This window comes from Aminicella lysinilytica (assembly GCF_004362975.1).
In the GTDB taxonomy this organism is placed as follows: Bacteria; Bacillota; Clostridia; order Peptostreptococcales; family Anaerovoracaceae; genus Aminicella; species Aminicella lysinilytica.
This window is the reverse complement of the sequence record NZ_SNXO01000024.1, coordinates 13,493-36,752: the sequence shown is the minus strand read 5'-3', so window position 1 is coordinate 36,752 and position 23,260 is coordinate 13,493. Positions and strand designations below refer to the sequence as shown.

General features: G+C 44.6%; 19 protein-coding genes, 1 pseudogene and 1 CRISPR repeat array. Of the genes and pseudogenes, 1 reads left to right on the top strand and 19 read right to left on the bottom strand.

Annotated features, from left to right (window positions below):
* The 9 genes from tnpB to EV211_RS07200 form a co-directional block, all read right to left on the bottom strand.
* Positions 1-123: IS66 family insertion sequence element accessory protein TnpB (gene tnpB, locus EV211_RS11165; RefSeq protein WP_166635405.1), on the bottom strand; the 123-nt coding region annotated here is incomplete at its 3' end.
* A complete protein-coding gene (tnpA, locus tag EV211_RS07235) occupies positions 113-469 on the bottom strand; it encodes an IS66 family insertion sequence element accessory protein TnpA (protein ID WP_133528762.1) in 357 nt (118 codons plus the stop codon). The genes tnpA and tnpB, both read right to left, overlap by 11 nt.
* A 113-nt stretch (positions 470-582) precedes the next feature.
* A CRISPR array of direct repeats spans positions 583-2,269; the repeat unit is 36 nt; unit sequence GTTCAGCTACCATATGAGATTGCACTACTCTCAAAC.
* 53 nt (positions 2,270-2,322) lie between these two features.
* Positions 2,323-3,003 carry a type II-A CRISPR-associated protein Csn2 gene (gene csn2, locus EV211_RS07230; protein WP_133528761.1) on the bottom strand — a complete coding sequence of 227 codons (681 nt, stop codon included), beginning with the start codon at positions 3,001-3,003 and terminating at the stop codon, positions 2,323-2,325.
* Positions 3,000-3,305, bottom strand: coding sequence for a CRISPR-associated endonuclease Cas2 (cas2, locus tag EV211_RS07225; protein ID WP_133528760.1), 306 nt, complete (start codon positions 3,303-3,305; stop codon positions 3,000-3,002). Before cas2 ends, csn2 begins: the two co-directional genes overlap by 4 nt.
* A 4-nt stretch (positions 3,306-3,309) precedes the next feature.
* The gene (gene cas1 / locus EV211_RS07220; protein ID WP_133528759.1) at positions 3,310-4,188 is read right to left on the bottom strand and encodes a type II CRISPR-associated endonuclease Cas1; all 879 of its coding nucleotides are present in this window, start codon (positions 4,186-4,188) and stop codon (positions 3,310-3,312) included.
* Positions 4,189-8,334 (bottom strand): type II CRISPR RNA-guided endonuclease Cas9, encoded by a 4,146-nt coding sequence (gene cas9 / locus EV211_RS07215; protein WP_133528758.1) that lies wholly within the window; start codon positions 8,332-8,334, stop codon positions 4,189-4,191. It lies immediately after the preceding gene.
* A gap of 279 nt (positions 8,335-8,613) precedes the next feature.
* On the bottom strand, positions 8,614-8,862 hold the full coding sequence (locus tag EV211_RS07210; protein WP_133528757.1) for a YkvA family protein: 249 nt from the start codon (positions 8,860-8,862) through the stop codon (positions 8,614-8,616).
* Positions 8,863-8,982: 120 nt separating this feature from the next.
* The gene (locus EV211_RS07205; RefSeq protein WP_166635403.1) at positions 8,983-9,237 is read right to left on the bottom strand and encodes a 2Fe-2S iron-sulfur cluster-binding protein; all 255 of its coding nucleotides are present in this window, start codon (positions 9,235-9,237) and stop codon (positions 8,983-8,985) included.
* Positions 9,234-11,027, bottom strand: coding sequence for a bifunctional metallophosphatase/5'-nucleotidase (locus tag EV211_RS07200; protein ID WP_133528755.1), 1,794 nt, complete (start codon positions 11,025-11,027; stop codon positions 9,234-9,236). Before EV211_RS07200 ends, EV211_RS07205 begins: the two co-directional genes overlap by 4 nt.
* Positions 11,028-11,389: 362 nt before the next feature.
* On the opposite strand from EV211_RS07200, the gene EV211_RS07195 reads away from it, so the two are divergent.
* Positions 11,390-12,523 carry a YkvI family membrane protein gene (locus EV211_RS07195; RefSeq protein ID WP_133528754.1) on the top strand — a complete coding sequence of 378 codons (1,134 nt, stop codon included), beginning with the start codon at positions 11,390-11,392 and terminating at the stop codon, positions 12,521-12,523.
* Positions 12,524-13,361: 838 nt separating this feature from the next.
* Here the strand turns inward: EV211_RS07195 and EV211_RS07190 are convergent.
* The 10 genes and pseudogenes from EV211_RS07190 to EV211_RS07145 all read right to left on the bottom strand — a co-directional run bounded on the left by EV211_RS07190 (position 13,362) and on the right by EV211_RS07145 (position 23,198).
* Positions 13,362-14,258, bottom strand: coding sequence for a response regulator (locus EV211_RS07190; RefSeq protein ID WP_133528753.1), 897 nt, complete (start codon positions 14,256-14,258; stop codon positions 13,362-13,364).
* Entirely contained in the window at positions 14,255-15,529 is a 1,275-nt protein-coding gene (locus EV211_RS07185) for a sensor histidine kinase (RefSeq protein WP_166635402.1), read from the bottom strand. Before EV211_RS07185 ends, EV211_RS07190 begins: the two co-directional genes overlap by 4 nt.
* A 20-nt stretch (positions 15,530-15,549) precedes the next feature.
* Positions 15,550-15,744: a PTS ascorbate transporter subunit IIC gene (locus EV211_RS07180; protein WP_133528751.1), complete on the bottom strand. Its 195-nt coding sequence runs from the start codon at positions 15,742-15,744 to the stop codon at positions 15,550-15,552.
* Between the two features lie 9 nt (positions 15,745-15,753).
* Positions 15,754-16,773 (bottom strand): SPFH domain-containing protein, encoded by a 1,020-nt coding sequence (locus EV211_RS07175; protein ID WP_133528750.1) that lies wholly within the window; start codon positions 16,771-16,773, stop codon positions 15,754-15,756.
* Between the two features lie 138 nt (positions 16,774-16,911).
* Positions 16,912-17,727 (bottom strand): fibronectin type III domain-containing protein, encoded by an 816-nt coding sequence (locus EV211_RS07170; protein WP_133528749.1) that lies wholly within the window; start codon positions 17,725-17,727, stop codon positions 16,912-16,914.
* 201 nt (positions 17,728-17,928) lie between these two features.
* A pseudogene (locus EV211_RS07165) lies at positions 17,929-19,413 on the bottom strand (sodium/proline symporter).
* Positions 19,414-19,674: 261 nt separating this feature from the next.
* Positions 19,675-20,262, bottom strand: a complete 588-nt coding sequence (locus EV211_RS07160; protein WP_133528748.1) for a TetR/AcrR family transcriptional regulator — start codon at positions 20,260-20,262, stop codon at positions 19,675-19,677.
* A gap of 57 nt (positions 20,263-20,319) precedes the next feature.
* Positions 20,320-20,634 carry a type II toxin-antitoxin system RelE/ParE family toxin gene (locus EV211_RS07155; RefSeq protein WP_133528747.1) on the bottom strand — a complete coding sequence of 105 codons (315 nt, stop codon included), beginning with the start codon at positions 20,632-20,634 and terminating at the stop codon, positions 20,320-20,322.
* A complete protein-coding gene (locus tag EV211_RS07150; protein WP_133528746.1) occupies positions 20,627-20,938 on the bottom strand; it encodes a type II toxin-antitoxin system RelB/DinJ family antitoxin in 312 nt (103 codons plus the stop codon). The genes EV211_RS07155 and EV211_RS07150 overlap by 8 nt, the downstream gene beginning before the upstream one ends.
* Before the next feature lie 268 nt (positions 20,939-21,206).
* A complete protein-coding gene (locus EV211_RS07145; protein WP_133528745.1) occupies positions 21,207-23,198 on the bottom strand; it encodes a hypothetical protein in 1,992 nt (663 codons plus the stop codon).
* Positions 23,199-23,260 lie beyond the last annotated feature (62 nt).

Genomic DNA, 23,260 nt, shown 5'->3' with positions numbered 1-23,260 from the left:
TGCAAATGGATCCAGATGGAAATCCGTCATGACTATTGCTGCGAGTGAATCTATGCCTTTCCTCAGATCAGTATATCCGCAGGCGATATATACATGGTCCAGGCCATGCGCATCATTCAGCATCGGAAACCACCTCCAACACCATCTTCAACAAATCTCTTGGTGTAGACTCGTTGATAACAATGCGTACGCCTGCTACATAAAGTTCCACCTGAGCATTGTAGTCAATGCGTGGTCCAGTCGTAATTGATTTAGCTTCGTCCTTCGGTGGAGTCAGCTCAGCAAATGCAGTAGGATTGTTATCTATGGCTGACTTTCTTAGTTTTCGGAGCCAATAGTAGTATTTAGTCCTTGTGATACCATGCAAATCACAATACTCAGTGATCGTTTTCCCTGAAGTAATCCTATCCTGGATTATTCCCGCCCATTGAGACATTTGTACATTCTGTTTTACTACCTGTGTGTCCATCGTTCATACCACCTTTCGCAAGTTGCAAAAACTTCAACTAAAGTTTTTGATACTTGTATTATCTCAGATTCAGGTGGGTTTGAACAGGTACATGTGGTTTACCACTTACGTAGGTTCAGCTACCATATGAGATTGCACTACTCTCAAACCGCGTTGACGGCGTACTATAATAACCATACGTTCAGCTACCATATGAGATTGCACTACTCTCAAACGGTCTAATTCGCACAATGTGCCATTACCTTGTTCAGCTACCATATGAGATTGCACTACTCTCAAACGAGCCGGGCATCACAGACTTGCAGGCATCAGTTCAGCTACCATATGAGATTGCACTACTCTCAAACTCTTTCAAGTACGCTTTCATCATTTTGATAGTTCAGCTACCATATGAGATTGCACTACTCTCAAACAAATTCTGATGTTCCAACAGACGCAAAATTGTTCAGCTACCATATGAGATTGCACTACTCTCAAACTGCGACAGAGTGTTCAAATCATCAGCCGCAGTTCAGCTACCATATGAGATTGCACTACTCTCAAACGTTTTTCCGCTTCCTGTTCAAGCCACTCCGGTTCAGCTACCATATGAGATTGCACTACTCTCAAACAGGACGAAATAGACAGTATCGCAAGTGATGGTTCAGCTACCATATGAGATTGCACTACTCTCAAACGGAGAAAGAGCTGGTCTTTTCTTTCGTTTAGGTTCAGCTACCATATGAGATTGCACTACTCTCAAACGCTTTTTACATCAGTTACTGCGGCAGACAGGTTCAGCTACCATATGAGATTGCACTACTCTCAAACCAGACAGTGTTTATTAAGTAACTCTTTCAGGTTCAGCTACCATATGAGATTGCACTACTCTCAAACAGTTGCTTAATGAATACCTTGACGGGATAGGTTCAGCTACCATATGAGATTGCACTACTCTCAAACATATATGTTTGTATGTTTACCCAAAAAAGGGTTCAGCTACCATATGAGATTGCACTACTCTCAAACGATATGGCTCGCATATCAATACAATTGTTAGTTCAGCTACCATATGAGATTGCACTACTCTCAAACCGACCTTGCTACAGTGAATGAAACATGGAAGTTCAGCTACCATATGAGATTGCACTACTCTCAAACCCGTATGTGCAACCGCAGTCTGGGCTACCGGTTCAGCTACCATATGAGATTGCACTACTCTCAAACAGATTTGCAGAACTATCAGAGCACGGCCGAGTTCAGCTACCATATGAGATTGCACTACTCTCAAACCCACACTGTACACGTCCATACTTGCCGGGTGTTCAGCTACCATATGAGATTGCACTACTCTCAAACGCAGTATCATAAGGAACTGCCGACACACAAGTTCAGCTACCATATGAGATTGCACTACTCTCAAACACCAGACGGAGCGGAAGAAATAACGAAAACGTTCAGCTACCATATGAGATTGCACTACTCTCAAACAAGAACCATCTATGATATGTGGAAGAACATGTTCAGCTACCATATGAGATTGCACTACTCTCAAACCAATAGAGCAGTTTAGTGATAAATCCGAATGTTCAGCTACCATATGAGATTGCACTACTCTCAAACGATATTCCCTTTCTATTAGAATAGTTTACAGTTCAGCTACCATATGAGATTGCACTACTCTCAAACAAAACACAAGTTACTGTTATGAAACAATAGGTTCAGCTACCATATGAGATTGCACTACTCTCAAACCCAAGGTACCATTTTGGGTTAATGTAAATTGTTCAGCTACCATATGAGATTGCACTACTCTCAAACCTCAAATTCAAGAGTAAAACCGCACTACCAGATTTGCACCTCATATGATATCACTAGTGTATCTCACATAAATCCTTGTCTATTATACATCCATTATAATCCTGTTTCAACTGCAATTGCTTATTTTCCACAACTACCAAATATACGTCCTCATACAATATCCATTCAGAAATATACTTATAATCAGCTTCACTAATATATGCATCACAGTTTAGTAAAATAAATACATCCCGTCCTAACAGTCTATTTATAGAAGAACCATATTCGATCAGCTTTTCAGCAAAACTCCCTTCGGGAGTTTTTACATGGACATCGAAATATTTTAAAATATCCGACATACCTTTCTGTTCATCAAAATCAAGATTATAATCACTTTTTACTTGCATCTCACTTATATATGATATTATTGTTCCGTAAGCCTCTGCAATTTTATCATCATATCCCTGTAAGGCAACTTCCTCGCACAATTCAGCCAACAACTTTTTTTGCAAATCTCTCATATTGTACTTCAAATCATATGGTGAAGATATTAACTCGCAGCGCTTTTTGAAATCTACATAGCCGCTATCTCCGTTGTCAACAAATGCAATATTATCTTGGGATTCTCCTATAATTTGTTTGTCAAGCAATGTCGCGGTGGAATCAAACAGCTGTTTAGATTCAATAGTCAGCAGGTTGATTACGCCTCTTTTTACCTCAAACGAAGTCCCCACATCATAGTATACCAAATTCATAAGATCACCACTCTGTCATCCGAATCTATTACCTGACTCTGACACTCTCCTACAACATATTCCATACGCGCATATTGCTTCTCTGTTATAAGCATCATTTGAACCAGTCCCTCAGAAGGTTTGTTCTCTTTTACAGAATTTGCTATCAAACCAGCCATAGTTTGATTAAGTGCCAACTTGCAGTAGATACTCTCCTGCATCATGAGGAATCCCTTTTTAATCAAGAACTTCCTGAATCGCCTGTATTCTCTCTTGTTTTCCAGCGTTTCCACCGGTAAATCAAACATCACTATTATTCTCATAAATCTAAAACTCATATTTGTAAAACCTAATCAACGAAATATCATTTTCATTAAGCGCATCGAATATGCTCCTACAATATATTTTGATAGCATTGCTGATAGTATTCCATTTGCCGTCTATCTGAACTTCATCGTTCATCATGAATATCAATTCAAGCTTCTCAGAATGCTCAAAAGTTTCATTGGTCATTCCAATTACTTTTCTATCCACAATTATTCTGAACGGTTCCATCAAATCCGAAGCCAAGTTAAATTGGTTGAACATATTATCATGAAATAATCCCAATTGTGTTATATATCCATTGGCCACTACCTCACGGTTAAAATATGATAATAATAATCCATATCCATAATTCAATGCAGCATTAATTGGATTATCCTCACTTCTTGTGAAATCCATTCCAAACAAAGAATTAAAATACACTTTCGCTGCATGTCCTTCTCTGTTTGTTTCATCTCCAAATTTCAATTCTCTTATATACTGTGCAAGCATCTCGGCTTGCACAGTATTACCACGCTCTTCTAAATGGTGTCTTTGATCTCGTATTTTTTCTGTCACGATTTCTGTCCATACGGATTTCTTAATTTCTTCTTCCCAATTAGTTTGACGTTTAACTTTGACACTGGTATCATGGCTCCCATAATATGGTAATAATTCCGACTGTGGATTATGCTTCTCATCGCAAAAAACGACCTTAACCTTGTGTTTCACAAGTTCACTTAATAGTGCAGTTGTCAGAGAAATTGCGGTAGACTCTACCATAAGTAAGCCGATCTCGCTGAGATGTATCCTATTAGTGCCTTCCTGTTTTCTTACTACTAAATAATCCATTTTAAAATCCAGTTTGGCACTACCCGTTATAACTACAGTACGCCAACTCATTTATAGTTCCGCCCTATTTTCATATAATCCAGTAACAGATTGATTCACAAATATTATTGTGCTTTTTCCAACTGTGTTTTTATTTATAGCTATACCTCCAGGCGTAGTACCACTACCAATAATGCTCATATCAGCAGTAGTCTTGCTATCACATCGAAGAAAACCAATTATTTCTTTCAATAGTTTGGCTTCATCCGTCAAATTCAGTTTTCTAAAAATTTCTCTTTGTTTAAGTAACTCATTGGCTTGGTTTGCTGGCCGATCCGCGTAAATACCGCATTTCAGTTTGTCAATAATTGCATCATATAACATGAGTGTATCCGCCTTTGATAACCCGTCATATTTCTCACTCATCTCTAATCCTAACTTTTTATCGAAATACTTTTCTATCAATCTAATAGATTCAGTGTTATGTTCATCCATTTTTAATTGCATATTCCCCTTAAACTTATCAACATATTCGTTTTCTCCAGTTATTCTCATAGGGAATCCGTCAATTATCAGCAACGAATTTTTCTTTATGCATTCACGTAATATTTTGACATTCGATAAGCCCTTCAAGTTCTTGCAGTAATCCAAGAAAGCATCCCGATTCTGATCAAGTGTATTAGCAATGTAAATCGGAACACCTATGATATTCTTAACACGTTTTCCTTTCTTCCCATCAAATTCAATTTCAGCGAAATACGATGTGTTAGCGCTAGTATACCCTCCGTATTTGCTTATTTCCAAGCCCTTCTTTAGCCTTATTCTGGCATTACCAGTTTTCTTAGCTATAGTTTCCTCAAATAGTTTGCCTTTTGCGCAATACGTGTATTCCGTATATAGAACATTATCCTGCCTAACTATTTTTCTGATTTTATCAATAGTTCCTGTAGTAATTTCGCCATGCTCGTTTTTCATCGCCTTCTTGTTTTCATCCTTCATTGGAGCTTTCCACACGCACTGCTTTCCCCTATAAACATCGAAATAGAAAATAGCATTGATACTATAATTGCTACCTCTATTTTCTTTGATCCAATTGAGAGCATTAGAGTTGAACTTTGCATCGTACACGTTTCCAACTACGATATTCAAGTACGCATCCTTTGCATGATGGTAATCATTTATAAGCCTTGATTTCAACACCTTCAAAGGAGTCTTTCTGAAATCCGAAGCCAACGAAGCTTTAACATAAACTATTTTAGTATCCTCATATATCCTATCCAAAAGGTCAGCTACTGCTTTAGACGCCTGCCTAGTCTCAACTAGTTGTCTATTGATAAAGCCGGCAAGTTCGTCATCGGTAAAATCACCCTTACGTGTTAACCTGTCATATTTCTTCTTTGATATGAACTTTGCATCTAGCAGTTCTTTCCAAAATGGCGTCATTTTCTTCTGTATATCACCTGATAGCATTTCATTGCTCTTCTTTGCATTGTTTGTTTTATTAACCAAAACAAGATTGTCCAAGCTATCATCCTTTATTCTAGACTGCGGATAAATATGATCGCGATCCCATTTAGAGTTATTAGACATCAAGGCATCGAGATCAATAGGCTCTCTCGTGTACATACATCTGCCCATTTGCGTATAATACAAGTACAACTTCTTGCTGTTGAAGTCTCTCTCATCCTTGCTATCGATTTCTTCTGTCCACTCGCGAACATCCTTGTCACAACCAGCATACAAATCCAGCAAATGCTGTTTTCGGGAAACAGTTCTGTTCTTATTCTTATTTGTCCTGTCTTTATTCTTATCTTCGCCTCTGGCCATCTCTACAAATATCCTCTCAGGCGGATGTTTCATTATCTTCTTGACTTCTTCCGCAATCAAAATACACTGCCAGACTGCTCGCTTATTCGCCGGCGATATATACATATCTTTGACAAGGGCATCGTAGCTTATTTCTGTGATTTTACCGATTCTCTCACCATTTAGGTTATTAATTTCATCTCTGAATGTAAAGCGCTTACTCAGTACCTGCATCAAATTGCAGTTTGTATTCCACAATGCCTGCATAATTGTCATCATTTCTCCAGTAGCAACTTCTTTATCTACGCCTTCAACTCCGCAGAGAAATTCTTTTGAAAAATTACCCCAGCCACTAAACCTTAATTTGCAAATCGCCTTTATTTCTTCCTCAGACAAGTCATTACCATACTCCTGCTTGATCACATTTGCCAGCATGGTTTTGTCATCACCATAAATCGTAGCCCACTTTACGCAGTCTTCCGCAATATTACTTATCTTATTATTATTTAATCTGTCACCAAAAACCTTATTTTCAAATTCAAGATATGGTCTCATTGATGCTTTAAAGTCTTTATCAAAGCCGCTTAGATCTTCCGCTTTCAAATCCGCAAATTGAGTCTTTGCTTTTATATACCTAAGCAACATAGTCCCAGTCACTCTGCTGTGCTTCATAAACAAATCATTAAATATATCCTGTTTCATCTCCACAGTTATTGGCTTGCCCCATACCTTGACATTATTCAACTCATTCAGTACCATATATTTGGAATATAGCAGAGAATTTTTTGGAATGACATCTGCGCCATAAATGTATGTGCATTTGTTGGTCATCCTATTAATAAACTCTTCATTTGATTTTTCTCTATCGACTTTATCGTCAAAATTCCACGGATAGATTTTCCCCGTATCTTTTCTAACTATCCATGAATTAGATCCCTCTTCTTTATGTCTGTCGCTAAGAGGTCCTACATAATAAGGAACTCTGAATTTAAAAATAGACAGCACCTTGTCAGCCACAGATATGTCTGACTCATCTTGAGTATCAAGGAAATCCAAGTATACCTTTGCATTGTCTAAAATCTTCTTAAGTTCTACTTCATGAACCTGTCTGGGAACCACGCCATTATCCTTGCTACGCTGCAATGGTAACAATGTCTGCTTTTCTGCACCGTCAACGAGAGATTCATAAACAGATTCGTCTTCCGTATCCACTTTCATGCCTGCTAACAATTTCTTCAACGTCTTGTAAAAGTCTTCCTGGCTACAACGCTTTGCGACATACTTTTTCCCATTCTTTTTTACGCTGCCGATATAATTTGCGTAATTTGATGGGCCCTTATCATCGTTAAAGAACGTCTTATATGCTTTGCTATCACAGTACTTAATAACCAATCTTCTAAGCTCAGCAAGGTTCTGTTTATGCTCCTCATACTGGTTGACTTTAGCAAACGACAAGTATTTTTCATCTCCAAGAATCTCAACTAAAACGCTCCAATCATAAACCGCTTTCATTGAATCCATAACAATCACTTTCTCAGGAAGCACCTTCTCTAGTTCATCCCTGATAGTTTCATCATATGCAGCATCTGATATTTTAAATGAGGTTTTTTCTAATTCGTCCATGCCTTCATCAAAGAATTTGCTCACATCACCTGTGAGTCCCACTATAAACTTGCACGCATTAGAAATCACTGCTTCTTCTCTCTTTATCTGTGCCTTGTCTTTACCTTCCTCAGATATTTCCATATGCTTACGTAGCATCTTTACTTTAGTACTCTTAGGTATGTCGCGACTCTTTAACACGCGCTCGCATTCCTTCATATCACCTTCATTTGAGTAAATATCAACGCCAATCTCATCTTTGATGATTCCCAGCATATTGCTAAATGTACTATCAAAACTCTTGGCAGCACTCAAATCACCATCTATTAAAAAATGGCCTCTATTCTTCAGTATATGGTGTAGTGCAAGATATACCAACCTAATATCATGGCTGTCCTTGCTCTCAATTAATTCCTTGCGCAAATGATATATAGTAGGGTATTCGCTATAATATTCTATATCCGAATAATCACTCCCTATAAACAGTGGATGTTTCTCTTTAATAGTTTTATCTTCTAAATGCAATCTGCTTTCATTCAGTCTAATAAAAAACGTAGGATCAACTTTAACTATCTCTTCTGCAAATAATTCCTGCAAAAGATCTATCCTCTGATTTCTCCTTTGCAAACGTCTCCTGGCAGTTCGTTTCATACGTCTATCCGCTGCGGTCTCAGCGTCTTCAAATAACCTTATACCCCACATATCTTTCTTACGAAATTTGCATAAATTGTATTCTTCGTCAGTGACAGCCCATCCTACTGAGTTAGTTCCTATATCCAAACCCAGATAATACTTTTCTTCCATTTTCATTTCCTTTCTCAAAATATCTTGACAAAACAGGTTATTGATACTATGATGTACTTATCTCAAATGGCTACCATATGAGATTGCACTACAAGGTTCAAATAAAGAATTTTTCTAATCGCCCCTTGGGGCCCACATAGATGTGGATTTTACCTCGCACAATATGCGGGGTTTTTTATTGGCCAAGTAGTATAACGAATAACACATATGTAACCGCTATGTTTAACTATACTCCTATAAATGACTTTAGACAACAGTTTTCAGAATTATTGCAATTAAAGCATTCTACTCTCCCTCTATCTCCTTGCCGTTGTCTTTCCGCCATTTCTCATACTTCTTCACGTCGTCGCCGACTATGTTCCAGCAGAGAAGCGCCACTGCGGCGTCATCTATATAGCCTGCGCCGGGAATGGCATCGGGTATAACGTCAATAGGCGATACGAAGTAGAGCAGTGCGCTGGTAATGGCTATGATCGTTCCAACGGGTACGGTGGTGTACTCCTTCTTCACATAGCTGCGCAGGAGAGAAGCCATGACCGGCACGTAGGCCAGCTTGTCGCCGATCTTCGGTATCAGCTTCCTTTTCAGTCATTTTTAATTTCATACTTTCACTTCCCATCTTAGTACATATTATAGCCCCTTGGTCGGCGCAGTTCAATGTTCCTGTATTTCCAGTTCCGCTTGGCCGCTGTAGTAGCAGGAGCACGCCAGCCGCCAACCCGCGTCCAGCCTGCCTTTTGCAATAATATTCTTCTCAGCCTTCGTCGGCTCCGGGGCATCATCAAGAAAGCGTACCCGGCACTTACCGCACATACCGCGGCCGCCGCAGTCCGAAGGCACATCAACGCCTGCCTTTTGCAACTGTTCCATTACAGTCGCGTCTTTCTTCAAATCTATCTTCACTATCATCGTCCGTTCCTCCTCGTTCTGCGCCTGACCTTCCATACGATCAGCACGATTACCAGTATCACCAGCGCAACCGTTGCATCAGCCACCAGGCCGAACTTGTTCGGTTCCTTGAATATCGTCCACGGATTCCAGTTGGTCACGTCGACCTTACGGTCATGGGTCCTGGAATAATATGCCGGGATCTTGCCGTCCTTGAATGATCCCACGTAGGAAGCCAGCGCGTACCAGGCCTTCACCTCTTTGCCGCCGCTGGTGACCACTTCCTTGTTGAAATCAGTGACCTTATTGTCCTCGCTGTCCTTCGGCACGATGGAAATCAGCCCTTTGGAATACTCCAGAGTCGCGCTGATCATTCTACAGGTATACATATCCGTAACGCAACTGTAGAGCTTGTCGTCATGCAGATTCTCTCTGGTGCCGTCGGCATTATCGATCTGATGATCTACGGTCCGGTTCAGGAACATCCTGTGGGTGCTGTAGCTATAACAAAGGCCACTGCAGTTGAGTCTCGCTATAGGCATAATGTCTGCCACAGACGAATCCACCTCGGCTACGGCTTTCAGTTCTTTGCCCGTCAAGTACATATTCACCAGCGGAAAGCCGGAGATGCCGTCGCTGCCCGTGCCCAGAGACTCCACGTTATAGCAGTCCGACGCAGTCACGTAGCCTTTGTTGAAAGTGCCTCTGATGCCGCCTGCCGGTGCAATGGCTACCTGGACATTCTCATATTTAGAATTTCCGCTGTGGCGCAAAGCGTAGATATACGAATCCGTCAGCAGATCGCCGAAGGGCTCCTCGCCGCGGCCGATGTTGATATTGCTGGCATCGGGGTATTTGTATGGATTGTAGACTAATTTTTGTTCCCACTCGAGACCGAACTTGCTGAAATATTCGCTGTCTGCCTTAGACCGGAAGCCTGCCAATAGCTTATTTATGGAACTGTCCCCCTTGACCTTGCTGTCAAGTTCCACGAGCTTGTAACTGACCATCTTATAGCGGCTGCCGCTTTTCTTCAGTACTATATGACCTAATTTCTGTGCGTAGCAGCCCGGCGACACTATGTATGTGTGACCTTCGACTATAGGTTCTGACAAGGATGTGTGGGCGTGGCCGCTGATGATCACGTCGATATCAGGAACTTCCTTAGCCAAGATTATGTCCTCAGCCTTATCACCGGCGCTGAGGTATACGCCGCTGTGAGAAAGACAGACGATCATATCAGCCTTTCCATCCTTCTTGATCTCTTTTACGACCTTTTTCGCCTTTGTTACATAATCAGTCCACTTGACGCCGCTGGCAGGAGCGTCCTCTATGGACTCGTGACCATCTACGCCGAAAACAGCAATGCGTACACCGTTCTTCTCAATTATGGTGTAGTCCTCTTCAACGCCATAATCTGCAAAGGCCTTCTTCAAAACAGTCGCGTCATTTTTCAGGCTCTTGCTGGCCAAAGTCTTATTCCAGTTGATGTTGGAAAGAAGGATCGCAGGCGTCTTGTCTCCTGAATTCTTAGCGGCCTGCAGAATCTTCGCAAGACCCGTGGCGCCGTAATCGAACTCGTGGTTCCCCAAGGTAGTGGCATCGTAACCGATAGCACCCATGACCCGCAGCTCCGATGCTTCCCGGGTAGCTATGGTCTGATAGGCGGTGCCCATAGAAAAGTCGCCGCCGTCAAAGAGGAAGGATCCCGGGTACTCGGCCCGGATCTTATCAATCGCGGTCTTAAGCTTGGCTGCTCCGCCTATGCCGTTGTCAGCGTCCAGATGGGAATGCATGTCGCTGGTAAACATAATGGAGACCTGGCCTGCGCCGGCCGTGCCTGTGCCGGTCGTGACGCTGGCCTTGTCCTCATTGCCCGCTCCCGTGGCACCGTAAACTCCAGTGGCCTAGACCACCGCAAGCATTAGTATTACCGCAGCCGCCAGCATCCAAACCCTGACCGCGGTGTTTTTCTTTTCAAATTTTGTTTTCATGGTTTGATTATACCCTGTCACAGCCCGTAAAACCAGTCCCGCCACGGCACATTATCGTTATTTTCTGAAAATTTTTCATTACTTTTTGTTACTTTTTGAAACCTGTTGAATCCCGCAGGGTATTATTATGAAAAGTCAGATAATTCTAAATGATATTATTCGAATCGAGGTTTAGAAAAATGAAAGAGAAAGTAAGCATAGGCAATATATTAAAATTCTCCGGCGCCTTCGTAGCATGCGCCATTGGATCGGGTTTTGCCACCGGTCAGGAAATCATGCAGTTTTTCTCCGCATACGGAGTTATGGGCATCGCCGGAACTGCCATTACCACAGTGATATTCGCCTGGGTCGGCGGCATGTTCATGAAACATGGCTATGAGCAGCAGCTCCGCGAACCCGGCGACATTATCCCCTATTACTTCGGACAGCGCTTCGGCAAGCTGTTCCAGATCATTCTGCAGGTCTTCCTTTACGGAGTCTTCGTCATAATGATCGCAGGAGCAGGCGCCACTTTGTCAGAGTACTTCGGCCTGAACCCTATGGTCGGCCGCGTAGGCATGGCTCTTCTGGCGTTCTTCACGGTGATCCTTGGCCTGACCAAAGTCACAGACATTCTCGGCACCCTGGGCACAGTGATAATCATATTCGCAGTCGGCATCGGCATCTACAGCCTTGTGGCCAACGCAAGCAATCTCTCCGCTTCCCTGGCCCTGATCCCGACTCTGGAAATGACTAAGACTCAGGGTGGCTGGCTGGTCTCAGGCATTCTCTACCCGGCCTTCAATGCGGTCGTCGTAGTCATTCTGGCATCGAGCATCGGCAAAAGTGCCAACAGTGCCCGAGAAGCTCGCCTTGGCGGTACTATCGGCGGCGTCCTCTTCGGCCTGGCGGTAATGATAATGAATCTGGGCATCGTGGCTAACATCGGCGGTCTGTACACAAAGGCCGTCCCGACCCTGGTCATCGCTCAGGAGTTCAGCCCGGTCTTCGGCGTCATTTTCTCCGTGATAATCTGCTGCGGCATTTACACTACGACGGTGCCAATGCTCTGGGGCGTGGTTCGTCAGTTTGCCAATGATGGCACAAAAAAGTTCGTGGCCATGGCTTTCGGCCTGACGGTGATCGGTCTGATCCTGGGCATGACGGATTTCAAGGTGCTGGTCAATTCCATCTATCCGCTGAGCGGCTATCTGGGAGTGATAATGTTCGGATTCGTAATGTATCGCCAGTACCAGCGTAAACACCCGGTAGAAATAGTCGAAGAACAGATATACGAAGATAACAAAGTACTTCCTTTGCGGAAGATCTCATAACTGTTAAAAGAGGGAGCTGCTTATCATTATGATCGCAGCTCCTATTTTATTGGCGGCTCGGAAATTTTTAAGAATTTTTTAATGATTCTATTGATGATTATTTTCACTTATTCAGCCATATTCATGCCCTATACACTTTTTCCCCAAATATCAGAGACACATGAATTTTGCTCTTATATACTTATTTCTTTATTAGGTGGCTTTTACATACTAAATTCGTCCATCTCTTTAAACTATTTGATAGGATATCTGTTCATATGGATCATGGGCTTATTAACCATTATTTTTAAAAAAATAAGTCAAAGCTAGCTTTAACAAACTGGCGGCGTACCGCCGACACTGCGCGCAAGAATTGACCTGAAATGATAGACTGTGTGGCGCGCTATCGATTTTCTACGATAGCAAACGCAAGAATCATGGAAATTTCAGAGGCACTGTGGCGCGTAGCCAGATTTCGATAGTGGCAGACGCAAGAATCATGGAAATTCCGAATACATTGTGGCGTGCAGCCATTGGAATTGCAGTCCTGGAAGCCTGTATACGCCACATTATAACCATTATTAAGGCAATTCTTGCGCGTAGCCCGTGTGGAAATAACGGGCGCGCCACACCGAGACTGTTTTGAGCCCGATCCTTGCGCGAAACACGATGCAGAAAGACTGCCTCGCCACACGAAGGCCTTTTTGAGCCCGATCCTTGCGCGAGCGCACTTATAGCCTCCAAATAATTAATAGAGGTGCGCGCACCACCACCTTCGTCTAGGCAGCATCACCCTCATCCAAGCACCATCACCTTCGTCCAGGCAGGCAAGCCTGCCAGTGGCAAACACCCACACCGCTTAGTCCATGCACTCGTTGACCAAAGCTATTATGAACTTCTTGATCTGCACATTTCCGTGCTGGGCAGAATTCCCTTTCAGATAATCCATTTCCCGACGGACCTGTTCAAACTTGAACAGGCTGGCGGCGTACCGCTCGAAAGTCTCGTTGCCGTAGTCATCGAGACCGATACTGGCCACATTGGAAAGGCCCGAAGCCGCCGTGCGGCGCAGACGCTGTTCCATGGATTTGGGAGAATCAGAGAACTTACTGCAGATATCACTGAGCTTGGCGTCGCTCAGTTCATCTCGGTGCTGGCAGAAATAACAGACCACTTCCGTCAGCTCATCGCTGCCGCGCTCGCCGCTGATTCCAAGGGACTGGAAGACCCGGCACAATCTGGCGCGATACTCGGAGGTTGCTGCTGGGGCAGTCTGAGTATCCAATTCCGATGCGGTGGAATCCCGTACTGGCGTGCCAACCGCAGCCCCGCCATCCCCGCCGCCCTCTGAAAACAATGACTGGACAGAACTCATAGTCCGCTCCAGTTTTTGTACACGGATTACGCGCTCGAGAACATTATTTACCTCGACGCCATTGATAGGCTTCTGAATGAAGAACTCGATGCCGGCATCGTAAGCCTTAGAAATCATATCCTTAGACGAAACCTGAGACAACATTACAAACAGCGTGTCTGTCATAAGAGGTTTGGCACGGCCAACGAAGGTAATGCCGTCCATGTCCGGCATGAGAAGATCCACTATAACAATATCGGGCCCGGCCCCAGGCAGCAATTCCAGCGCTGCCGCCGCAGACTCCGACGAACCGCATACCACGCCCAGATTTTTGTCGCGGATTATTATCTTCAATATCTGGATGACTGCATCGTCATCATCTATCAGGAAAAACTTAGTCATGACAGTACCTCCACCTTATCAACCGGCACAGAAACCAGAAAACGCGCCCCGTGATCCGAAGGAGCCAGACACACCGACCCGCCGAGATTCTCCTCAATAATACCTTTGACAATAGGCAGGCCCAGACCGCGGTTGACCGCGCCCGTTTCGTAGTCGATTTTTGTTGAAAAACGCGGCTCGAAAATGTGTGGGGCATACTCTGCGTCGACGCCGGGTCCGTTATCTGAAACCGAGAAAACTACAGATTCATCTTCTATATGCTCGGTTATCTGAACCGTGCAGACATCAGGCGCCGAAGCCTCCAGGGCGTTTCCAATCAGGTTGCGGAAAACCGACAGGAACCAGTAAGGGTCCTTCATATACAACCGGTCCGCCAAGTCGAAGCCCACTAAGAGCCGCTGACCGGAAGGCGCGATTTCCGTCTGAATGGACTGGACCAGAATCGTGAAAAGCTCCGTCACCTCCATCTGATCGTTGATCTCGCCAGTAATAGACTCCGAAAGGCCCTGACCGATGAGTCGGTACTCCTTCTTGATCTCGTGGACATCCTTAGCCACATCCAACGCAGCCTTGGCTCGCTCCTCATCGCCCTCTTCAAGAAGCGAATCATAGAGCTTATACGACTTGGACATGGTATCCTCGATCTGACCCATGTTCTTATTCATCCAGATGACCTCGCCGCTGAGCTTGGACATGAGCATTATCAGCCGTGAATAGCGCTGGGCGTGAGTCTTGGTGAAAAGCAGGATCCGGTAGCGGTCTAGAGACAGCAACAAAATCAGCAGCACCAGTCCTCTGGCGCCGGCAATGGCAATTAGCATCCACTGAAAGTGGAAATTCGTCGAGTCCAGCTGTATGCGCATGAAAAGTTCCAGATTATTACAAAGGTAATCTATGACCATGATGCCGGGGATGTACACGTAGAGCTTACGTCTGTGGCTGATGAGCTGATCGAATATATACAAAAAAATCCCCAGAAGGACATAAAAGCCTGCTTCCGGCAGATATAGCGATTCCGCGCCGCTGACGCTTCCGTTTTGTATTATGTGTATCAACAGCCGCACTCCGTAGATGAATGCCGCCGACACGACGGCCGTGGGAATAATATCGACCTTATCAAACAGATAAATAAACAAAGGGATACATATTGGCCCCAGGGAAACTATGAAGTTCTCGTTATATAGATCCAGGCGGATCTGACTCATGATCGTCGTAAAAATGGCGATCATGAATATCAGTCTCGCTCTTTGGGTGTGGTCGGATGAATGCATTATCGTATCTCCCTTAAACATCACTTAATGTTGAAGTCCGGCGGCACGTCGATCTCCTGACCGACGTATTTGCCATCCTTCTTACGCTGCCTGACGCACTCGGACAAAAGATACTCTATCTGTCCGTTTATTGACCTGAAGTCGTCGTCCGCCCAGGCTGCGATTTCCTTATACAGTTTTTCCGAGACCCGCAAAGGTATCTGCTTCTTTTCCATAATTGCACCTTAGTATAGGCTTCCGGCGTTTACTATTGGCTGAGCCTCGTGATTTCCGCAGAGAACAACCATAAGGTTGGAAACCATAGCGGCCTTTCTCTCTTCGTCTAACTCTACTATATCGTTTTCGCTGAGTCTGGTCAAGGCCATTTCCACCATTCCCACTGCGCCTTCTACGATCATGGATCTGGCGTCTACGATGGCTGCCGCCTGCTGTCTCTGAAGCATGGCTGCGGCGATCTCTGTGGCGTATGCAAGATATGTGATCCTGGCGTCGATGACTCTGATGCCGGCGTCGTTGACCTTGCTCTGGATCTCGTCCTTGATCCTCTCGGCTACCACTTCGCTGGAGCCTCTCAAGCTGCCTTCGTCTGCCTGGCCGTCGCCTGTAGTATCAACATTGGGTGCCGTATCGTAAGGGTAGTTCCTGACGATATTCCGCAGAGCGCTGTCGCACTGCAGTGACAGGTATTCCTTGTAGTTGTCAACGTTGAATACAGCCTTGGCCGTGTCCGTGACTTCCCACATAACGGCAATGCCGATCTCCACAGGATTGCCGAGGCAGTCGTTGATCTTCTGCTTGCTGTTATTGAGAGTCATGACCTTCAAAGAGATCTTCTTGCTTGTCAGCTCCGCTGTTTCGCTGCTGTCTTTCGTCTTGAACAATGACATCTTGCCGCCGCTGTCCGTGTCGCCGCTCTGGCTGAGCTTGGTCTTGGCTGCAGGGTTAACGCCTACACAAAACGGATTGACATAGTAAAAGCCTTCACCCCTGATAGTCCCAACATACTTTCCGAACAAAGTGAGAACCAGTGCTTCCTGCGGTTTGAGCACCTTCAGCCCAAACAGAAGCAGCCATCCTGCGCAAAGCCATACCATGCAGATACCCTCTATAAGGTACGCCATAACGCTGGCTTTCAACATTATTATGCAGGCTGCAAAGCCGGCGCCAGCTACTAAATATACCAGTATGACTGCGATCAATGCTACCATTCCCATCTTCTTCGTCGTTAAAATTTTCTCTTCCATAATACTAACCTCCATATTTTCTTTTGATATCATTATGATATCACATTAATATCTATTGTCAAGGATTATTTTCATCAAAAAACCGGGGGTTTTGCTTTTCCCCGGTTTTATTATATCTATTTACAACACCTTCTATTACTAACGCCACCTTTCACCATCAGTACCGGCTAAATCTGAACTGCAATATACATAGAAGGCCATTCCCTTCTTGTAATTCTTGGAAGGAGCAATGGATGCCCTTACTACGAGTTCGTAATTGTCTGTGTTCAGGTAAGCCGACGGTATAGCTGTTCCAACTACAGTCTCACACATTACCGATGCGCTGGTGTTTTTACCTATGTATGTAGAATTCAGGACAGTTGCCATAGCGTTGCAGTGAAGTGCCTTATACGACTTGACGACCTTGCCCGTGCTTTTGTCACAAACGAATATTTTCCAGTAATATGGCGAATTGACAGACTTCATACCCATTACAGATATGCCATGGGTGGTCGGATATTCCGCACTGCCGTTTATTAGTCCTACCTGGATGATAGTCGATCCCATAAAGAATGACTTATATAACTCGCATATCCCCAGCATTGCATAAACCGGTTTAGGAGAACTGAATGCGCCCTTGGCGCTTCCGGAACTGTTTATTCCGCGTACCTTAAAATAGTGCAGTCCAAAATCCGTATCAAATTTACAGCTCTTTGTCGATACTGTCTTAAGGCGAGTATATTTGCCCTTAGCCGATGTAGAAGTATAGACCTGATATTTCTTGGCGTTGCTGGCCTTAGACCATGACAGACTCACCTGCGCGTTGGCTATAGTCGCAGAAAGCTTGGACACCTTCCCGATACTTGCTCCGTATGAATAGTCCGTAGGTACGAAAGCTGCGCTCATGGCTATGCACACTGCCAGCGCCAGTATCAATGTCAATGCTTTAGTAGTTTTTCCTGCTTTCATTCTCATAATTACCATCTCCTTTTCTTTAACTCACTGTACTCAATATGATCAAATCGCATTCTTTCCCTTTTGGGTAACTTTAAGATAACACAGTGAAGTCCCTAGGTCTATGGCAGTTGCCTAATTGTCAATGACACTTCCGGCAACTCGCAGCATCGGGCACAAAAAAACGGCGGTGGATAGATCCATCGCCGCCATCTGCTTGCTTTAGTCTCGCTGCAAGGAGCGTTTATAGTCGTCGTATTCCTGTTCTACGGCCGGGTCCGACTTGGATGCCAGGCTGACAATGACGTTGACTGCCAGAGCTATGAGGAAGGCCGGCAAAAGTTCATAAATATCCCAGGCACCTCCCAAAGGTCTGACGATGTACTTCCATACAAAGATCATTACAGCTCCTACGGCCATGCCGGCGATAGCGCCGTTTTTGTTAGAGCGTCTCCAGAAAAGCGACAGGAGCATGACCGGTCCGAAGGTTGCGCCGAAGCCTGCCCATGCAAAGGATACTATCTGGAATACCGAACTGTTCGGGTCTGATGCGAAGATGACCGCAATGATTGCTATGATGAGAACCGTGCTCTTGGCCAGCTTCATAGCCGTCTTTTCGCTGATATTTATATGCAGGAAGTCCCTGATTATATTCTGTGAAAAGCTGGATGAAGCAGCAAGGAGCTGTGAGTCCGATGTGGACATTGTCGCCGCCAGTATTCCTGCCAGAACTACGCCTGCCAGAAGGGCCACTGCGAATCCATTTTCACCGAGAAGTCCTGCCAGTCTTACTATTATAGTCTCCGATCCGGAGCCTGTAAGAGGCTCGATAGCACCTGCCTTGGTCACACTGTATCCGACGATTCCGATCACTATAGCTACTGCCAGTTATATCACTACCCAGGTAGTCGCTATCCTTCTGGAAAGCTTCAGTTTCTCGCGATCCTCGATAGCCATGAATCTCAGGAGGATGTGAGGCATTCCGAAATAGCCAAGACCCCAGGCCAGTGTCGAAACTATGGTTATGATGCCATACTTATCGGCCGTGCCTGATGCCGGGTCAAAGGTTTTGTTAAAGCTGATATACCCAGGTAGTGCCTGTGAGTTTGCAACGACTGCGTCCCACCCTCCGGCAGTGTATATGCCGAAACTCAGGATCACAACCAGGGCTACAGTCATGACGATGCTCTGGATCAGGTCAGTGGTGCTGGCTGCCAGAAATCCGCCAAGGGATGTGTACGCAACGATGACGGCGGCGCTGATGATCATGGCCCAGAAGTAATCGGCTCCGAAAAGGCTCGCAAAGAGCTTGCCGCAGGCGGCAAATCCCGAGGCCGTGTATGGTATGAAGAAGACGATTATTATCAAGGCCGCGATGCAGTTCAGTATATTCTTCTTGTCGTGGTAACGCTTGGAGAAATACTCCGGCACGGTGATGGCGTCCAGTTCGTGGGAGTATGTCCTGATGCGTCTTGCAACTACGAGCCAGTTGATATATGTGCCTGCCGCAAGACCGATGGCTGTCCAGGCCGCGTCGGCTACACCGCTGAGATACGCCACTCCCGGCAGTCCCATAAGAAGCCAGCTGCTCATGTCCGAAGCTTCGGCGCTCATGGCCGTGACCAAAGGTCCCAGCCTCCTGCCGCCGAGATAATAATCTCCAACGTTCTCGTTTTTCCGCGCAAAATATATGCCTATGCCCAGCATCAGGGCCATGTAGGCGACCATTGAAATAAGTATTCCTATCTGTGATGAATCCATATTACAGTATCCTTTCATTTATATCAATTATATTATTTAACATACAACATTGATAATGATACCATAATAACTTGTAGACTGGAATACGAACTTTAGTCTGGACTAAAGTTTATATTAATTTTCATGATTGTGGTTTTTACTTGAATTTTTAATGTTTTTCTCAGTGATACATTATTAGACTAAAAACTGAACTAAAATAAAAACATCCTACGTCAGCCTGTAGTTTTCCAAGAATTCCCGCAGAACGCGGTTCGAATACTGAGCCAGGGAGTAACTGCCGCTGCAGATGCACCAGTCGTACATCATGCCTCGCTCCATGACAGCATAGGCCTTGCAGATCTCGTTGACAGAAACATCATCACGCAGGTCACCCTTTGCGAGGCCATTCTTGACGATGGCCCGGATGATTTTATAATATGTGCGATCCTGATCCAGAAGGTTGCTGTCGCTTTTATTCAGGAGCTGGGCGGCGAAAAGCCTGGACAGCAGATCCACGGAAATGGAGTCCTCGATCATTACGAAGAGCTCGTGGTTGAGAAACATGAGCTGGTCGATGAAGTCGTCAGCCGGATCCAGGCGGGTCTTCAACTCATCATATTTCTCATCGAAAACGAAGGACAGGGAACCCAGAAGAGCATCCTTTCCTTTGAAATAATGGTAGAATGAGCCCTTGGATGTCTCAGACAGTTCCACGATCTCGTCTACCGTAGTTGCGTCGTAACCCTGTTCATAGAATAATTCCCAGGCCGATGAAATTATGCGGCCTTTAGTACTTTTAGAATTCTTACTTGTCATCCTTATGGTTCTCCCTGTTTCCATCTTTGTTGAAAGTTAACAATTACCTATCCGATATTATCTTATTAATCTTTTTTCAATATTAGAAGCGCTATATAGCACATCTGTTACTATTACTCTGTTCCTTTGTACAACATAGAAGACCGAATAATTGTCTATCAACATTCTCCGCATTTCCTTGGAACGTTCAGGCTCCGAATCCATAATACGAAAACGTTCCGGAAAAGTATCCAATTTCATTATGGCATTTGCAATGCGGTTGTATTGGCCAATCGCATTAGCAGGAGAACTCAGCGAAAGTCTTATATAATTATATAGGCTTTCCATATCCGCTAGTGCCTCATCTGTAATCGTGACGATATAGTTATTCATCCTTATGGTTCTCCCAGAATTCTGCAAACGCTTCACCTGCATCATGTACTCTTCCACATGCTATGTCATCATAACCCCGTTGAAGTTTCTCATGAAGTTGATCATCCGACATATAATCAGCATTGATCTCATCCGGGGCCTTTGGTAATGTCACTTCAAACGGAATCCCACCCGTTAATGAAATCTGATTCAGGTATATGTCAATAGCTGTCGACATCGGAATACCCAGCCTCGACAAGACATCTTCCGCACGCTCCTTAACATTCGGATTGACCCTTAAGTTTAAAGTTGCTGTTTTACTCATAGCAAACACCTCCTATATAACTATTGTAACGCATTTATCGTTACAATTCAAGTGGATTTATACAGGCCACCGCATACTGTCGGGCAACCAGCCATATATCACCCCAGTCCTGAGGCAACAGTCAATATCGCCTAAGTGCCCGACAGAAACCGATCGATTCGTCTAATGAATTTACACACAAATATGTGCTGCCCGGCACAACGTAACAGCGGCCTCATCACGAGGCCGCCGCTGCAATATATTAGTGATTATTATGTAATCGTTTTAATTACTTAGATGTTTTCCTGTATCTTATGGCCCATACGAAAGTTCCTAACGCTCCCAAAGTTCCAATCATCAGTGCTATTAGCCATCCTGTTATGCTGCTCATATCTCCGGTGTTAACGCCTTCAGTATCTGCATTGGTGTCAACGGCTGTGGCTTTGTCTTTATCTGTGCCTGTGGCTTCACCGCTGCCAGTGTTACCAGTATCAGTATCTACATCTGTATCTGCAGTCTGATTATCCTCAGGAGTGTCTGTATCGCCGCCGGTACCGGTTCCAGGTTCGGTCGGTGGGCTCGGATCCGTTGGGTTCGTCGGATCTGTTGCCCCGCCGGTTCCCGGTTCAGTCGGTGTGCTCGGATCCGTTGGGTTCGTCGGATCTGTTGCCCCGCCGGTTCCCGGTTCAGTCGGATCTACCGGCGTTATAGGCTCTGCTGCAATCAGATAATCGGTTGACTGATTTTCAAATAGTGGATCATCAAATTCAGCCGTTGCTCTGCCACTGCCCGATACTCCTGCAGAAGGTGGTACCACTACCGTCTTAGTGGTATTCACAATTTTCGTGTGAACATGAGTCGGATCGTTCTTGCACACGCATTTGGCAGTGCAGGTCGTATAATCTGCTGACCACTCATATGTTGCATCGCCCCAGTCATGACCGATTTTTTCAGTGGTCACATCCTTGGTCTGAGTTCCGAATGCGGAGTTCTTAAATGTAGCCGTATATGTGATTATTCCAGCCGATTCGAATGTAGGCTCAGTCGTCACAGCTCTGGTAGTATTTACAGTCTCTGTTTCAACGTGATCTGGATCTCTCGTGCATTTACGGGTTGCTGTGCATTTACTGTTATCTGACGACCACTCATAAGTAGTCTTACCCCAGCTGTGGCCCAAGGCCGGTATTGATTCAACCTTCTGTCCAAGGCAATTTTTATCGCTTAATTTCGTTTGGCTCTTTAAATCTTCTGAGTATTTTTCGCAAGTATAAACCTTGATGCCTTCATCTGTGCATGTAGGTTGTCTGGTAATCACGCCATCATCCCAGATATGCTCAGTTAAGCACACGCTGAACCTTTTATTTGCCTTCTTTCCTGTGTATATATCCTCAAGGGTATAACGATATACCACTTGCATTTCCCCGTTTCCAAAATGCTCGACCGTCTTGGTAACTCCGCCATTAGCATCATTATATCCGACAACCTTCACAAACTTGCTTACAGGCCGTGGTGAAAAATTCAGCTTATCAGGATCATAAGAGCAGGAGTATGTATCTTCGCGAGCTTCTATCTCCTCTGCTGTGTAGTGATGATACCATGGTGTCGTGCCGCCATTATAATACATATTTAATACACCGTCTGAACTCATATCCACGCTTCTGATGTTTATATACATTTTGCAGCAGTTTCTCTTATCCTTCCAGCAATCCATGTAATATCCGCCCTGTCCATCCTCTGCTGTGCCAAGATAAGCATTGAATTCTGCAGTATTTTCTCTGATCAACCAGTAATGATATTCTCCCGACACATAGGTAAACTGCCACTGAGTGGCCTCAGATTCACTGGTAGTAGTAGTAACTCCAAGAGTTCCCGGTTTTCCTGTACGCTTCAGATACCCACCGTCAGCCAACTGGATATAATACACATTATCACCTGCAGGGATGAATTTCATGCCTTGGCCATCATATGCTCCACTGGTATTTAAGCTAAATCCAGTCTTATCATCATAGACTGTAACTTTGTTTACATGTCTCACATCTTTCAGGGATCCCCCCAGTGATGTGATATGTCCAATAGTATAATCCTGTAAAGCGAAACGGTTGCCCTCACACATAGACGAATTAAAATTACCGCCTAGAAACTTGTAACCCACCTTGGTTGAATCACCGGTCTCCGTAGCTCCCCATCCTGCGGCATATGACATAGTCGGCATCATACAAAATGCCACCATAGCCACCAGAAGCCCCGTCAGGACTTTCTTCATCCTAATATTATTAATCATTTTCATACCCTCACATTCTTTTCTGTAACTCGAGTGGCACACTTAACCACTTATTTACTCTA